The 15670-nt window shown below is 42.9% G+C and carries 16 protein-coding genes; 12 read left to right on the plus strand and 4 right to left on the minus strand.

Annotation, left to right across the window (positions count from 1 at the left end):
- Positions 1-3 precede the first annotated feature (3 nt).
- Together nqrM and mnmA are read left to right on the plus strand one after the other, a co-directional pair.
- Complete coding sequence (gene nqrM / locus DRF63_RS00820) at positions 4-249, plus strand: (Na+)-NQR maturation NqrM (protein ID WP_005595875.1); 246 nt, start codon at positions 4-6, stop codon at positions 247-249.
- Between the two features lie 228 nt (positions 250-477).
- Positions 478-1647 (plus strand): tRNA 2-thiouridine(34) synthase MnmA, encoded by a 1170-nt coding sequence (mnmA, locus tag DRF63_RS00825; protein ID WP_005595877.1) that lies wholly within the window; start codon positions 478-480, stop codon positions 1645-1647.
- 72 nt (positions 1648-1719) lie between these two features.
- Here the strand turns inward: mnmA and DRF63_RS00830 are convergent, their stop codons facing one another.
- Positions 1720-2874, minus strand: coding sequence for a 3-phenylpropionate MFS transporter (locus DRF63_RS00830; protein ID WP_005595879.1), 1155 nt, complete (start codon positions 2872-2874; stop codon positions 1720-1722).
- Positions 2871-3689, minus strand: coding sequence for a pyrroline-5-carboxylate reductase (gene proC / locus DRF63_RS00835; RefSeq protein ID WP_005595881.1), 819 nt, complete (start codon positions 3687-3689; stop codon positions 2871-2873). Before proC ends, DRF63_RS00830 begins: the two co-directional genes overlap by 4 nt.
- Positions 3690-3862: 173 nt before the next feature.
- On the opposite strand from proC, the gene rdgC reads away from it, so the two are divergent.
- Together rdgC and DRF63_RS00845 are read left to right on the plus strand one after the other, a co-directional pair.
- Positions 3863-4771, plus strand: a complete 909-nt coding sequence (gene rdgC, locus DRF63_RS00840; RefSeq protein WP_043991710.1) for a recombination-associated protein RdgC — start codon at positions 3863-3865, stop codon at positions 4769-4771.
- A 9-nt stretch (positions 4772-4780) separates the two neighbouring features.
- Positions 4781-5386: a beta-phosphoglucomutase family hydrolase gene (locus DRF63_RS00845; RefSeq protein ID WP_005595891.1), complete on the plus strand. Its 606-nt coding sequence runs from the start codon at positions 4781-4783 to the stop codon at positions 5384-5386.
- Positions 5387-5640: 254 nt separating this feature from the next.
- On the opposite strand, the gene nrdD is transcribed toward DRF63_RS00845, so the two are convergent.
- Both nrdD and nrdG read right to left on the minus strand, forming a co-directional pair.
- A complete protein-coding gene (gene nrdD / locus DRF63_RS00850; RefSeq protein ID WP_005595892.1) occupies positions 5641-7422 on the minus strand; it encodes an anaerobic ribonucleoside-triphosphate reductase in 1782 nt (593 codons plus the stop codon).
- Positions 7423-7426: 4 nt separating this feature from the next.
- Positions 7427-7894 carry an anaerobic ribonucleoside-triphosphate reductase activating protein gene (gene nrdG / locus DRF63_RS00855; RefSeq protein WP_005595893.1) on the minus strand — a complete coding sequence of 156 codons (468 nt, stop codon included), beginning with the start codon at positions 7892-7894 and terminating at the stop codon, positions 7427-7429.
- A 381-nt stretch (positions 7895-8275) separates the two neighbouring features.
- On the opposite strand from nrdG, the gene rsxA reads away from it, so the two are divergent.
- The 8 genes from rsxA to lpxM are packed head-to-tail and all read left to right on the plus strand — an operon-like array spanning position 8276 to position 15636.
- Positions 8276-8857, plus strand: coding sequence for an electron transport complex subunit RsxA (rsxA, locus tag DRF63_RS00860; protein WP_005595894.1), 582 nt, complete (start codon positions 8276-8278; stop codon positions 8855-8857).
- Positions 8857-9468 carry an electron transport complex subunit RsxB gene (rsxB, locus tag DRF63_RS00865; protein ID WP_005595899.1) on the plus strand — a complete coding sequence of 204 codons (612 nt, stop codon included), beginning with the start codon at positions 8857-8859 and terminating at the stop codon, positions 9466-9468. The genes rsxA and rsxB overlap by 1 nt, the downstream gene beginning before the upstream one ends.
- A complete protein-coding gene (gene rsxC, locus DRF63_RS00870) occupies positions 9461-11638 on the plus strand; it encodes an electron transport complex subunit RsxC (protein ID WP_005595902.1) in 2178 nt (725 codons plus the stop codon). The genes rsxB and rsxC overlap by 8 nt, the downstream gene beginning before the upstream one ends.
- Positions 11631-12275, plus strand: coding sequence for a trimeric intracellular cation channel family protein (locus DRF63_RS00875; protein ID WP_005595904.1), 645 nt, complete (start codon positions 11631-11633; stop codon positions 12273-12275). Before rsxC ends, DRF63_RS00875 begins: the two co-directional genes overlap by 8 nt.
- A 19-nt stretch (positions 12276-12294) precedes the next feature.
- Positions 12295-13341: an electron transport complex subunit RsxD gene (gene rsxD, locus DRF63_RS00880; RefSeq protein ID WP_005595906.1), complete on the plus strand. Its 1047-nt coding sequence runs from the start codon at positions 12295-12297 to the stop codon at positions 13339-13341.
- Positions 13341-13973 (plus strand): electron transport complex subunit RsxG, encoded by a 633-nt coding sequence (rsxG, locus tag DRF63_RS00885; RefSeq protein ID WP_005595908.1) that lies wholly within the window; start codon positions 13341-13343, stop codon positions 13971-13973. Before rsxD ends, rsxG begins: the two co-directional genes overlap by 1 nt.
- An 11-nt stretch (positions 13974-13984) precedes the next feature.
- Positions 13985-14671, plus strand: a complete 687-nt coding sequence (locus DRF63_RS00890; protein WP_005595910.1) for an electron transport complex subunit E — start codon at positions 13985-13987, stop codon at positions 14669-14671.
- 8 nt (positions 14672-14679) lie between these two features.
- The gene (gene lpxM / locus DRF63_RS00895; RefSeq protein ID WP_005620549.1) at positions 14680-15636 is read left to right on the plus strand and encodes a lauroyl-Kdo(2)-lipid IV(A) myristoyltransferase; all 957 of its coding nucleotides are present in this window, start codon (positions 14680-14682) and stop codon (positions 15634-15636) included.
- The last annotated feature ends 34 nt before the right edge of the window (positions 15637-15670 follow it).

The raw sequence follows: 15670 nt of genomic DNA on the forward strand, positions 1-15670 counted from the left end.
ACAATGGAAACATTATTAATTACTTTCGGCTTTTTTATTGCCGTAATTTTTGCGATGTCGATTGGTTTTATCGTAAAAGGAAAAACAATCAAAGGCAGCTGCGGTGGTATTACTGCTTTAGGGATGAAAAAAATGTGTGACTGCGAAGAGCCGTGCGACAATCTGAAAGCAAAAATGGCGGACGGTACGGCGGATCCTGAAGAGGTGGCACGCTTCAGTAAAGAACCGCAATTTTACGAAGTAAAATAATTTTAAAATCTCCCCCATCCCCTCTTTATTAAAGAGGGGCGTTTTCTTTGATTAATGATAGCTTTGTTATCTATTTATGCTCAGTTATAGTCCCCCTCTTTTGAAAAGAGGGGGTAGGGGAGATTCATAGCAAGCGGTGAAAAGCAAAAATTTTTAATTTTTTCACCGCTTGTATTTTATTTAATATTAACCAATGTGCTTCGCCTTAACCGAAGTTACGGGAGAATTATGACAAATCAAACTCAACTTAGCTCAAAAACTTATGATACTCACTTTGCTAAATTAACCGCTGAGCAATTAGCGGAGAATGCGAAAAAGAAAGTGATTATTGGAATGTCCGGTGGCGTAGATTCATCAGTATCTGCCTTTATTTTGCAACAGCAAGGCTATCAAGTTGAAGGCCTGTTTATGAAAAACTGGGAAGAAGATGATGATACCGATTACTGTACTGCTGCAGCGGATTTAGCCGATGCTCAAGCGGTGGCGGATAAATTAGATATGAAGCTGCACAAAATCAACTTTGCTGCAGAATATTGGGACAATGTTTTTGAGCATTTCTTAAATGAATATAAAGCGGGGCGTACGCCGAATCCGGATATTCTGTGTAATAAAGAAATCAAATTTAAAGCATTTTTAGAATATGCGGCGGAAGATTTAGGTGCGGATTATATTGCGACCGGCCATTACGTACGCCGTAGCGGAGATGACAATAACGCACAATTATTGCGTGGTTTAGATGCAAATAAAGATCAAAGTTATTTCCTTTACACACTAAGCCATAAGCAAGTAGGGCAGAGCTTGTTCCCGGTTGGGGATATTGAAAAGCCGATTGTTCGCCAAATTGCCGAAGATCTCGGTTTAGCCACAGCCAAGAAAAAAGATTCGACCGGCATTTGTTTTATCGGCGAACGTAAATTTAAAGATTTCTTAGCACGTTATTTACCGGCACAACCGGGCGAAATCAGAACGGTGGACGGTAAAGTTGTCGGTCGTCATGACGGTTTAATGTATCACACCCTCGGTCAGCGTAAAGGCTTAGGGATCGGTGGTGTGAAAGGCTTGAGCGAAGATCCGTTTTATGTGGTGGAAAAAGACCTGATTAATAATGTGTTAGTCGTAGCACAAGGTCATGATAATTCGGCATTACTTTCAAGCGGTTTAATCGCAACTCAGCTACACTGGGTGGATCGTCAGCCGATTCGTGAAAATCTACGTTGCACGGTAAAAACACGTTATCGCCAAACGGATATCGCGTGTGAAATTCAGCCGATAGATGATGATACGATTCGCGTGATTTTTGATGAACCGCAAATTGCGGTAACCCCGGGACAATCAGCAGTCTTCTATCAAGGCGAAGTGTGCTTAGGCGGCGGTGTTATCGAAGAACAATTAAAATAAGTGATTGTTTACAATACATAAGCGGTCGTTTTTTGTTAGTTTTTAGCAAAAAATGACCGCTTATTTTTTAGATTAACGTAATGTCGTATTAAATTTTTTCGGCACGATAAAAATTGCCGGCACCGCAATAATCGCCATCAGCCAGAAAGCAAAATTCGGCATATCTTGATAGAGCATACCTGATACGAAGGTAAAAATAGCGGTAAAGCCACAATTCGATAACGCAAAATATAAACCTTGTAATTTAGTGATTTTTTCCGGACTTTGGGCGGAAATATAACGAATCATCGCATAGTGCGCCATACCGAACGTGATGGCATGGAACGTTTGTGAGATCACTAATAAAGTAATTTCAGTGGTTGAAGCTAAAATTGACCAACGAATAATCGCTATAACGCTTGCAATCATCATCAAATGTGCAATACGCCATGATTTAAACAAGCGGTTGGAAAATAAGAAAAACAGAATTTCGGTACATACCGCAAAGCCCCATAACAAGCTGCTGGTTTGGGTGGAGATACCGGCAGCCGACCAGTGAATCGTACTATAAGTATAGTAAGCGGCATGTGAGCCAAGAATTAACGACACGGCAAGCATCATACGTAGCGTAGTCGGTTCTTTGAGTATTTGCCAATAGCTGAGATTTGATGAAGATTTCTTATCTTGTTGATTTTCAAAGCTAACTTTAGGTGTAAGTAATTGCCCACAACCTAATAAGATAAAGAAAGAGAACATAATCCAAATAATTGAACCTTCCCCTAGCCAACCGGTTAAATAGCCTGTGCTTAATGAACCGACCACAAAAGCAATTGAGCCGAATAAACGGGCTTTGCCGTAATCAATACCGACTTGTTGTTGCCAAAGCGAAGCGATACTGTCGCCGATTGGCATTGCACCGGCGTTAAAAATATGGAACAGCATTAGGGCAGGGAATAGTAACCAAATCGATTCCGCCGACCACACAATAACAACGATCACAATCAGATTCAGTAATGTGAGAATACGAGCCGTAGGGATTAATTGGTTGGGCGATTTCACTTGCTGTGAAGCTAACATTCCGCCGGCAAAGCGAAACAAATAACCGAAGGAGGCGAGTAAACCAATTATTTCAGTACTGTATCCATACTGTTTTAACCAGACTGGTAGGAATGGTAAAAATACCCCGTAGGCACAAAAGAAGCCGAAGAAATTAAATGCCGACCATTGGAACGGCGTTAGCTTGATCATAGCTGCTGCTCCATTTCCTCCGCACGCTGAATAGCCGCTTGCATTGCTTGATCGACCGTTTCGGTTAATTTGTGCCGTTCAAATACCGCTAAGGCTTGTGCCGTTGTTCCGCCTTTTGAGGTCACGTTCTCTCGTAGTATAGCAAGTGAAGTATTCGGATTTGCTTCGACTAATTTGGCAGCGCCTAACGCCGCTTGTTGCACCAACAAACGTGCATCCGCTTCACTAAACCCCATTTGCATTGCATTTTGTTGCATCGCTTCCATAAAACGGAAGAAATACGCCGGGCTTGAGCCTGTTACGGCAATAATATGATTGATTTGTTGCTCTTGTTCGACCCAATAGCATTTCCCGACTGCGGACATTAGGCTCTCGGCAAATTGACAAGCGGTCGAATTTACCGATTTTTTTGCAAATAACCCGGTCATTCCTTCGCCAATCAGCGAAGGTGTATTTGGCATGGTGCGGATAATATTTTTTGCTGTTGGTAAAAGCTGCTCTAAACGGGCAACTGAAATCCCCGCTGCGACAGAAATCACGGTTTTATTGGAAAAATCCACCGTTGAAAATTCACTACAAACTTCCGCCATCATTTGCGGTTTGACCGCTAACACTACGACTTCCGCCTGTTCAACTGCTTCACGATTGGTAAAATTTGTCGCAATTCCGACCGCTTGTAATTCCGCCCGGCGAGCTAAATTGCTTTTGTTGCAAGCGATAATTTGCGAGGCGGGATAATGGCTTTTGAGTAGGCCTTGAATGATGGCGTATGCCATATTGCCGGTGCCGATAAAGGCAAGTTTTTGATGATTCATTTTTACCCTCATAAAAATCTCCCCCAGCCCCTCTTTATAAAAGAGGGGAGCGGTTCTCCAATCAGCCCTAAAATTCCCTTTTTTAGAAAAAAGGAAGGGGAGATTTGATTAGAGCCCAAAAGAGAAATCTGTTAGAATTTTGCCCATTCTAACACTCTAAAAGGATCATAAAAATGTTCTGGTTCAAAAATGTCATGATTTATCGCCTGACTTCGCCGCTTTCGTTGGAAAGTAGTTCTCTGGAAGAGCAACTGCGACACACCAAATTTAGCCCTTGTTCGCAAAGCGATATGAGTAAATTCGGTTGGTCGAGTCCGCTTTCCGGCTCGGAATTATTACATTTTTCTCAGAGCAAACAGTTTTTGTTGGTTTCGCATAAAGAAGATAAGTTATTACCGGCGAATGTGATTAAAAAAGAAACGGAAGAGCGTATTGCCGTTTTAGAAGAAAAAGAAGCCCGTAAGCTCAAGAAAACCGAAAAACAGGCGATCAAAGATGATGTGGTGGCAGTGTTGTTGCCTCGAGCATTTAGTAAACATCAATTTACCGCAATTTGGTTGGATTTAGATGCCCAGCTCGTTTATGTTGATGCAGGCTCAAGCAAACGAGCGGAGGATACGCTCGCATTATTGCGTAAAACATTAGGATCGTTACCTGTTGTACCTATTTCATTTGCTTTATTGCCAAGTGAAGTGATGACGAACTGGATTGCCAAAGGACATACGCCGAATTGGTTAAATTTATTAGAAGAAGCCGAACTGAAATCGTTTGACACAGACAGCGTAATTCGTTGCAAACGCCAAGATCTGGAAAGCGAAGAGATCGCTCAACATTTACAAGCGGGCAAATTTGTCACAAAACTTGCAATTGATTGGGAGAACCATTTCTCGTGCGTATTAAATGAAGATGCTACGCTTTCCCGTGTGAAATTTGCCGATGAAGTGCGTGAGAAAAATGACGATATTTTAAAAGAAGATATTGCTCAACGTTTCGATGCGGACTTCTTGTTAATGACCGAAGAACTTAAATTATTTACGCAAAAAATGATTGAAGAATTTGGCGGTATTAAAGAACGTATTTAGGAGAAAGCGATGTTAGTCAGTACAGAAATTTTGGATCAGTATCAGGCTCTTATCTTTGATATGGACGGCACTATTATTGATACGATGCCAAGCCATGCGAAGGCGTGGGAGATTACCGGCGAACATTTTGGCTATCAAGTGGATAGCTCGGTAATGTACGAGCTAGGCGGTGCAACCACTTACACCATCGGACGTGAAATTATGCAACGAGCAAATATGCCGATGGAATTGCTGGAAGAAGTGGTGCAAATGAAGCGTAAAATTGCGATGGATCTCACCTATGAACATTCTTCATTGCTACCCGCATTTGAAATTATCCAACACTATTCGGGCAAAAAGCCATTGGCGGTCGGCACCGGCGCTCACCGTATTCAGGCGTATAAATTACTCGATAAATTTAACCTCCGCCCGTATTTTAATGCGATTGTTGATGCGGATGATGTGAAAGAACATAAACCGTCTCCGGAAACTTTTTTACTCTGTGCCGAGCGTTTAGGCGTAGCACCGAAACATTGTCTTGTATTTGAAGACGCAGATCTCGGTATCCAAGCCGCCCTCGCTGGCGGAATGGATGTGTTTGATGTGAGAACCAACCAGATTACAAAAGCACGATAATTTTTTTTCTTATCAAATCTCCCCTAACCCCTCTTTGCTAAGGAGGGGGAATTGTATAAGTATCTCGTTTGTATTATTTCCTCTTAAGCGGTGTTAAGCTTCAAAAAGAAAAGGCACTAGTGAGGACACTGGTGCCAGCATTTCAGTTTTATTTAGTCTTTTGATATTTGTTCGACTATTTCAATAGAAAACACTCTCTCCCCTTGTGGGAGAGAGACAGTAAAAATTGCGTCAGGCAATTTTTGCAGAGAGGGTTAAGCCGCTTCTCTATGATAAAAACGCAAGCTATGTTCTTTTTGTCGGGCGGAGCTGAAGGCGGATACTCGTTTTAAGTAGCCGATCACGCGTGTGCCGTAGTCGATATTTTGTGAACCGCATTTTGAGCAGCTGCATAAGGTGCGTTTATCAATATGTGAACATTCGTTACAAATTGTAATTTTCACGTTGATACAGAAGTAGTTACAGCCGGTTTTTGCTGCAATATCAAGTAATGAGCGATAGCCACTTTGAGTAAGTGCTTCATCTAAATTAAGGTGTAGCGCTGAGCCGCCATCTAGCCACTCAATGAGTTCTTTCCCGTGCAGTAAGAATTTATCCAAAGCATTGGTGTTTTCGTCTTCAACCACATAGAAATAAGAGTTGTAGCAATCACGAGGTACAAAATAGCCGTCCGCTTTATCCCATTTCGCATTTTTTACCCCGAGATTTTCCGCCGGTACAAATTCGGTATTGAATTTCACACCATATTTTTTGGAAGCGGTCTGATTTGCTTCAAAAATGACTTTTAAACGGCTTTGTACAAACCGCATATAATCCGGATTATAACCGACAGTTAGCCCTTGTGATTCGGCTGCTTCCGCCATTCCGTTAATACCGATCGTGAGGAATTGTTTATCTAAAGAAATAAATCCCGCATCATAAACCGGTAGCATTCCCGCTGCTAAATATTCTTCCATTAATTTACGATAAGCGTATTGATATTTATGAATTTTGCCGACTTCTTCTTCTAAGTCACGCCCATCTTGCACTAAACGGTTCATATTAATAGTAATGACGTTAATCGAACCGGTCGCCACACCGCCTGCACCTAATGAATAAGAGAAGGTATGATCTGAAATCTCATTACGTAAACGGCAGCAAGAAGCAAGTGAATCGGGATTATCCGATTGATAAATAAAGAATGAATTACCCTGTGACAACTCTTCCGCCATTTGATCGGCAAATTCGTTGTCTTTGCATTTGCCGTTTTCAGTCAGCATTGCCGCCGTAACCACAGGGAAGGTTAAAATCGCTTTAGTACGCTCTTGGTTAAACCATTTCATAAAGAAAATTTGTAATGCCGCAGTGGTTTCCCAATTCGGGCGTTCAAAATCAGGGAACACAAAATTACCGAACATCGCTTCAAAATAGTGTTTGTCATATAGTGAAATATTCCAAAACACGCTTTGGTAACCACGAGCCGCAGCCGGTTGGTTAATGCTGTAAACCACTTGTTGTAGGTGGTTTTCGATTTCACTGCGGTGGGTTTCGAGATAGTTATCACCAAAATCTTTACGTGCGAAATAGTCGAAATACGTAAGAAATTCAACGGTGGCAACCGCACCAGCAAATTGTGAGCTGACCGCAAACACGAAATTCACAAACGAACCGCAGAATGATGCGAGATGTTTTGGTGCTTTAGATTCACCGCCTAACTTTGTTAAGCCATCACGCAAGAAAGGATACATCGTAACCGATACGCAATAAGGTTTTAGACTGGTTTCATCGTGTACATAAATTTCGTGCGATTCAATTTGGCGTAGATATTCGCCTGCAAGTTCTTCATCAAATAATTCCGCAATTTTATTGCTCACTTTGGCACGATTAATTTGCACAAAGAAGTCTTTCATCATTTCGTTTTCCATTGTCGCAATATTTTTTTGCGTAACATTGGCATTCGCATCCATTTTGGAACCGTCCGCCGCATTTTTGGCGCGCAGATAATGATCGATAAAGCCTAATTTGTCTGAAAGTTGATTAGGTTGTAAGCGAATCATGTAATTAAACTCCCTTGATAAATAAGTGATTGAGATTTTCGCCGGTGCGTAAATCGATAAAACGTTGATTGGTGGTAAGACTGTTTAAACCGCCTCTTTCTGCAATCCAACGCCCTGTTTTTAGGTAGGTTAATTGCGAGAGTAACTCTGCGGAAAGTTCATCTCGTTCAAGCCCGGTATAAAGGCAAGTCTGTAGCCCTCTTTGTTTGCAGTAACTCAGTAGCGGAATCAGTTGTTCGGGTAGCCATTCGCCGCCCATAAAAAGTACGCAGCTGATTAAGCCTTGGTATTTATTTAATTGCTCGGCGAGGTAATTTTTTGTCAAAATTTGACCGCTTCCGACCTTCCAGCTTTCTGTACTATGGCAGCCTTTACAACCTAACGGGCAGCCGGTAATTAAGAAGGCGAGTGAGGTTTCGTGCGGCACTTCTTGCCAAACAATTTGTTCCGAGCAAAATCTGAGGTTTTTCATTTGTTATAAAAATGTTACTATATGTTGTGTCTGTATTTTTTAAATAACACAATATATTGTGAATATTAATTTATTTTTAAAAAAAGAAAATAGAAAAATTTAACGTGAGGGGATTGTAATTTGCTAAGTCACGGAAAAATAAAGCGGATATCGGATTGTAAATTTTTGTGGACCTTGTGCAGATAATTTTCAGTACGGATTCGCTTAGAAAAGTCCATATACCTAATATTTTTTATTGTTAGAACGGCTAAAAAACAGGATAATAACCATCATTTTTATAAATAATTTCTAAAGAATAAGCGGTAGGATTTTGCGGAATTCTTGCAAAATTTTCACTAAAAACAACCGCTTATTTTTATTTTGTCTTTTATTGTGGATACTATGGTCGATTACATTCTTTTAATTATCAGTACCGCACTCATAAATAACTTTGTCCTAGTAAAATTCTTAGGGCTTTGTCCGTTTATGGGGGTGTCTAAAAAAGTGGAAACCGCGATTGGTATGGGGATGGCGACCACTTTCGTGCTGACCGTCGCTTCGTTGTCGGCATATCTCGTCGAAACTTACGTATTAATTCCTTTAGAGGCGCAATTTTTACGTACATTGGTGTTTATTTTAGTTATTGCGGTGATTGTGCAATTAACGGAAATGATCGTCCACAAAACCAGTCCGACTTTATACCGTCTGCTCGGTATTTATCTGCCGTTAATCACGACTAACTGCGCGGTACTCGGTGTTGCGTTATTAAACGTAAATCTTTCCAATAATCTGGTTGAATCGGTACTTTACGGCTTTGGTGCGGCGTTAGGCTTTTCTTTGGTATTGGTTTTATTTGCCGCATTGCGTGAGCGTTTGGCGGCGGCGGACGTACCGCGTCCGTTCCAAGGCGCTTCCATCGCTTTAATTACGGCGGGGCTTATGTCGCTTGCCTTTATGGGCTTCACCGGTTTGGTAAAAATCTAATGTTAGCATTTCCTATTATTGTATATATCCTGATTGCGATTGCCGTGATCGCACTGATTTTCGGTGCGATTTTGGGCTATTCGTCGATCAAATTAAAAGTTGAAGCCGATCCTATCGTCGAGCAAATTGATGCGTTGTTACCGCAAAGCCAATGCGGGCAATGCGGTTATCCGGGATGCAAACCCTATGCGGAAGCGATAGCAAACGGTGATCAAATTACCAAATGTGTGCCGGGCGGTCAGCCGCTGGTGGTAAAAATTGCGGATCTATTGGGTGTCGAAGTACCGGCGATGGACGGCGTTGCCGAGCCGGAAGTAAAGGTGGCGTTAATCCACGAAGATATGTGTATCGGCTGTACCAAATGTATTCAAGCCTGTCCGGTTGATGCGATTATCGGTACCAATAAAGCGATGCACACGGTCATTCCCGATTTATGTACCGGTTGCGAATTATGTGTCGCGCCTTGCCCGACAAATTGTATTGAAATGGTAAAACAACAAACGACAACCAAAACGTGGAATTGGCAATTTGACGAGAATTTAGTCATTCCGGTGGTAAATACGACAGAGTTACAGAAAAAATTGGTGATTGGCGGAGGTAAAAATGAGTAATGCGATAGCAGTATTGGATCGTATTCGCCAAGGCAACCGATCCGGAGAATTATGGCAATTCCCGGGCGGGATTCACCCGATGCAAAATAAAAAGCAATCGAATCAAAAACCGATTCGCAGTTTGCATTTGCCTAAATTTTTCTATGTACCGGTTGTGCAACATTCGGGTTGGGCGGGCGAACTTTTGGTTAAAGTCGGTGATAACGTATTAAAAGGACAGCCGCTGACCAAAGGCGATAACTATCGCCAGTTACCGGTACACGCACCGACATCGGGCACGGTTATCGGTATCGAGCCTTATGTGTCGGCACATCCGTCCGGTTTACCCGAGATTACCGTGATTATTGAAACGGACGGTAAAGACGAATGGATTGAACGCCGACCGATTGACGATTTTTTAACGCTGACAAGCGGTCAAATTATCGAAAAAGTTTACCAATACGGCATTGCCGGTTTGGGCGGTGCGGTATTCCCGACCGCTTCAAAACTCAGCCTAGCGGATAAGCGTTGCAAAGTATTGATTATCAACGGTGCGGAGTGCGAGCCGTATATTACTTGTGACGACCGTTTAATGCAGGATTATACCCACGAGTTTCTTGAGGGGATTCGTATTTTGCGTTACGTGCTACGTCCGGAAGAAGTGGTGTTAGCGATTGAGGATAATAAACCGCAGGCGATCCAAGCGGTAGAAAAAGCCTTAAAAGGTTCGAACGATATTACGTTACGAGTCATCCCGACTATTTATCCGTCCGGTGCAAGCGATCAATTAGTTCAGGTTTTAACCGGTTTGGAAATTCCGCAAGGCAAACGTTCGATTGAAATGGGCATTGTGATGCACAATGTCGGAACGGTGTTTGCGGTTAAACGTGCGGTAATGGACGATGAACCGTTAATTGAACGCGTGGTAACACTAACCGGCGATAAAATTCGCAATAAAGGCAATGTGTGGGCAAGACTCGGAACGCCGATTCAACATTTATTGGAGCAGGTCGATTATCAAGCGGACAGCCGTTTTCCGGTGTTTTTAGGCGGACCGATGACCGGTTTTATTTTGCAATCCTTACAAGCGCCGATTACCAAAACGGCAAACTGTATTATTGCGCCGGATCATTTTGAATACGCGCCGCCGGAGCCTGAGCGCAGTTGTATTCGTTGTTCGAGTTGCTCGGATGCTTGTCCGGTCGGGTTACTGCCGCAACAGCTTTACTGGTATGCACGCTCGGAAGATCACGATAAGTCAAAAGAATACCATTTGGATGCCTGTATCGAATGCGGTGTCTGCGCTTACGTTTGCCCAAGTTATATTCCGCTGATTCAATATTTTCGCCAAGAAAAGGCAAAAATAACGGAAATCGAAGAAAAAGCGAAAAAAGCGGAAGAGGCGAAAGCTCGTTTTGAAGCGAGAGAAGCTCGCTTGCAAAAAGAAAAAGACGCTCGAACCGCACGTATCGCACAAGCGGCGGATAAACGCCGAGAAGAAATAGCAAATTCTGCCGGTGAAGATCCGGTAGCCGCCGCTTTGGCTCGAATCAAAGCAAAAAAAGCGGAAGCACAAACTGCAGAGCCTGTACAAGCTAAAGCAAACGGCGAGCCGGATAATAGCGAATTAATGGCACAACGCCGAGCAAGACGTTTGGCAAAACAGGCTGAAGTTAAAAATGAAGTAAATGACAATCTTTCTATCAATACTGTGCAGCAAGTAGAAGAGACTGATCCTAAGAAAGCTGCGGTTGCTGCCGCATTAGCGCGTGCAAGAGCGAAAAAAGCAGCCCAAGCGCCGGAACAAGCGGTCGAAAATACCGAAAAAGTTGCAACTGCAACAGAAGCGGAAGATCCGCGTAAAGCGGCGGTCGCGGCAGCATTAGCCAGAGCCAAAGCGAAAAAAGCGGCACAACAAGCCGATCAGCAAGAACAGGCGCAAGCGGTTGAAAATACCGGAAAAGTTGCAACCGCAACAGAAACGGAAGACCCGCGTAAAGCAGCGGTCGCAGCAGCATTAGCCAGAGCTAAAGCGAAAAAAGCAACTCAGCAAGAACAGCTACAAGCGGTCGAAAATGCCGAAAAAGTTGTAACGGCAACGGAAGCGGAAGACCCACGTAAGGCGACAGTCGCCGCGGCAATTGCTAGAGCGAAAGCGAAAAAAATGAGTCAAGGGTTATCAAATGACTAACTTATTCGACAGCTTATTGCCGCCTTTTCCTTGGTCATTCTTATTTATTCAAGATTTGATCGGCACGATCGTATTTGCCGTATCCGGGGCAATCGCGGCTCGACAACATAAAATGGATATTTTCGGTATGTTCATTTTAGCGTTTGTGACCGGTGTAGGCGGCGGTACGTTGCGTGATGTGATGATCGGCAGTACGCCGGTTTTTTGGATGAAGCAACCGATTTATGTTTTGATGATCACTCTTGCGGTAATTATCACTGCGGTTTTTAAAAATAATTTCAGTAAAAAAGAGTGGCAAACCGGTTTACTGATTTTCGATGCGATTGGTTTGGGCGTGTTTACCGTTATTGGTGTGCAAAAAGGCTTGGATTTCGGCTTACATCCGTTGATTGCGATTGCATTAGGCGGAATGACCGGATGTTTCGGTGGGGTTATTCGAGATATTTTGCGTAACGAAGTGCCGATTGTGTTACAAAAAGAAGTGTATGTCACGGCAAGTCTTATCGGCGGTGTGATTTTTGTGTTGTTCTATTCCGCCGGCGTTGAAAGCCGCTGGGTGGATATTGCCACGGTCGCTACCGTGATTGTGATACGTTTATTAGCGATTCGATTTAATCTAAATTTACCGAGAATTTAAACGGGAAAGGAATGATTTGATGTTTAAAATGGTGAGTTCTCCCCATACCCATTCGTCCAATTTAACGGCGAAATTTATGCTATGGGTTATGGTTGCAATGTTACCCGCGTTGGGGATGCAAGCGTATTTTTTCGGTTATGGTGTTTTTATTCAAGTTTTTATCGCACTGTTGTTGGCGGTAGCAATTGAAATCGCTATTGCAAAATTGCGTCGAAAACCGACCGCTTTTTATGTTGCGGATTTAAGCGGTGTATTAACTGCGCTGATTTTAGCCATATCGATTCCGCCTTATGCGCCTTATTGGATCATTGTAATCGGGATCATTGTGGCGCTATTACTGGCGAAGCATTCCTACGGCGGTTTAGGGCAGAATTTATTTAATCCGGCAATGGTTGCTTATGCGTTATTATTGGTTTCGTTTCCGGTACAAATGACCGGCTGGCTTGTACCGATTGATTTATTAAACGAACCGCCGACATTCGGCGATGCTATTTCGTTAGTGTTTTCCGGCGTAACCAGTGACGGCTTTAGCGTACATCAATTACTGGGCAGTGTGGACGGTATCGCACAAGCCACGCCGCTCGACAGCGCCAAAACCAGTATGCAGAAATTAGGCGTAGAAGGCGTATTACAATCGCCGATTTTTAGCGGCTTGTTCGCAAACGGTTGGTGGCAAATTAATTTGGCGTTTCTTGCCGGCGGTTTGTTGCTAATTTATAAACGCATTATTCACTGGCAAATTCCGGCGGCGATGTTAGGGATGTTTGCTTTATTGAGCGGGCTAACCGATTTATTGTTACCGCATACTCACTTAAATGTCGTTAGCCAGCTTTTTAGCGGTGCAATGATGTTCGGCGCTTTCTTTATTGCAACAGATCCGGTTACTGCTTCGATTACGCCTCGCGGTAAATTGATTTTCGGCGGTTTAATCGGTTTATTTGTGTACTTAATCCGTTATTACGGCAATTATCCGGATGCGGTGGCGTTTTCGGTATTATTGGCAAATATTTGCGTGCCGTTAATTGACCATTACACTCAACCACGATTATATGGAAGCGGAAGATAATGAATACCTCAAAAATTACCGTTAAGTATGCGTTATTATTAGGCGCGATTGCGCTTATTTGCACTGCCGTTTCGACCGGTGTTTATTTGCTTACTAAAGGGCGGATTGATGAAGTTACGGCGGCTCAACAGCGCCAATTCTTACAAGAAGTTGTGCCTGCGAGCCATTTTGATAATGATTTGCTAGGCTCTTGTAAAATAGTGAACTTACCGAACGCACCTTATTTAAATCGCATTTATATTGCAAAAAAATCGGAAAATTTGACCGCTTATGCCATTCAAGCGACGGCACCGGACGGTTATTCAGGTAATATTGTTTTATTGATGGGCGTTCAACCGGACGGCAAAGTGCTTGGTGTACGAACGTTAGAACATAAAGAAACGCCGGGATTGGGCGATAAAATTGAAACACGTGTTTCAAATTGGATTTTGTCGTTTAGCGGCAAGTTATTTAGCCTAGAAAATGAATCGTTATGGGCGGTAAAAAAAGACGGCGGTCAGTTTGACCAATTTACCGGTGCGACTATTACTCCTCGTGCGGTAGTGAATAATGTGCGCCAAAGTGCAAAATGGGTCGTCACGGAATTAGCAAAATCTCCCGAACAATTAGAAACTTTTGCAAGCTGTAAATAAGAAAGAATTGTATGAATACTGAGAATCAAATTCCGGTGACGGAAATCGATACTACAACGCCGGCGGAACCGTCAATTTGGCGTAATTTACTTGCTGAAGGCGTGTGGAAAAATAACGGTGCTTTAGTGCAGCTGTTAGGGCTTTGTCCGTTATTGGCGGTATCAAATAATGTGACTAATGCGCTCGGACTCGGTTTGGCGACCTTATTAGTGCTGGTTTGTACGAATACTATGGTGTCGTTATTCCGTAAATTTACTCCGAACGATATTCGTATTCCGATTTATGTGATGGTGATTGCCACCGTGGTAACGGCGGTTCAATTATTAATGAATGCCTTTGCTTATTCGGTTTATCAATCGCTTGGGATTTTTATTCCGTTGATTGTGACTAACTGTATCGTCATCGGACGGGCGGAAGCTTTTGCGTCTAAAAACTCGGTAGCGCATTCCGCTTTTGACGGCTTTGCCATGGGGCTTGGCATGACGTTAAGCCTTGTGGCGTTAGGCGCAATGCGTGAACTGATTGGTAACGGTACGTTATTTGACGGCTTGGATTTATTACTGGGCGATTGGGCGAAATCTTTACGAATTGATGTGTTACACTTAGACTCGGGTTTATTACTGGCAATTTTACCTCCCGGTGCATTTATTGGGCTTGGGGTCATTTTGGCTGTGAAGAATTTGATTGATAAGAAATAGAGAACCGAATGACAGAGCGAATTACAGCCCGAGAAGGGTATGAACATAAATTTTTAAAGGAATTTTTGTATCCGAAATATTGGGGCGTATGGCTTGGCGTTTTGGCGCTGGTCGTTCTGGCTTATGTGCCGGCTCGTTTACGTGATAAATTAGCCGTTTTTGTCGGAAGAGTAGTCAAAAATTACTTAAAGAAAAAAGGCAAAAAGCAATATCATCGTGCGGATACAAACTTACGTTATTGCTTTCCGAATTGGTCCGAACAGCAGCGTGAACAAGTGATTGAGCGAATGTTTATTACCGTAACACAAACTATGCTGGGGATTGGTGAAATCGCAATTCGTTCGGTAAAACATTTACAACGGCGTAGTGAATTTTTAGGTTTAGCGCATCTGCAACAAGCTAAACAAGACGGTAAGAATATTATTTTGCTTGTGCCGCATACGTGGGCGATTGACGCTTCAGGTATTATTCTGCATACACACGGAATGCCAATGGTTTCAATGTACAATCCGCACCGTAATGCATTAGTTGATTGGCTTTGGAATGCAACGCGCGAACGTTTTGGTGGCAAAATGCATACTCGTCAAAACGGTATTAAACCGTTTCTAAACGATGTGCGTAAAGGAAATATGGGCTATTTTTTACCTGATGAGGATTTCGGCGAAGAATTAAGCGTTTATGCCGATTTCTTTGCGACGGAAAAAGCCACCCTACCGGGGCTGAATAAAATGGCTCGTGTCGCTAATGCGGAAGTGATTCCGATGTTTCCGATTTACAATGCGGAAAAGAGCCTGTATCAAATGGAAATTTTGCCGGCGTTGGAATTTTCCGGTGACCCGGTGCAATCCGCCCGAGAAATGAATAAAGTGATTGAGTATTTTGTGACGAAAAATCCGGAGCAATACGTATGGATTTTACGTTTACTCAAAACTCGCCGAAACGGTGAAGATATTTATAAACGCTAGTATTGAACGATGATAAAAAACCGAGCGTTTTCGC

The sequence above is a fragment of the Actinobacillus pleuropneumoniae genome, assembly GCF_003290385.1.
Lineage (GTDB): Bacteria > Pseudomonadota > Gammaproteobacteria > Enterobacterales > Pasteurellaceae > Actinobacillus > Actinobacillus lignieresii.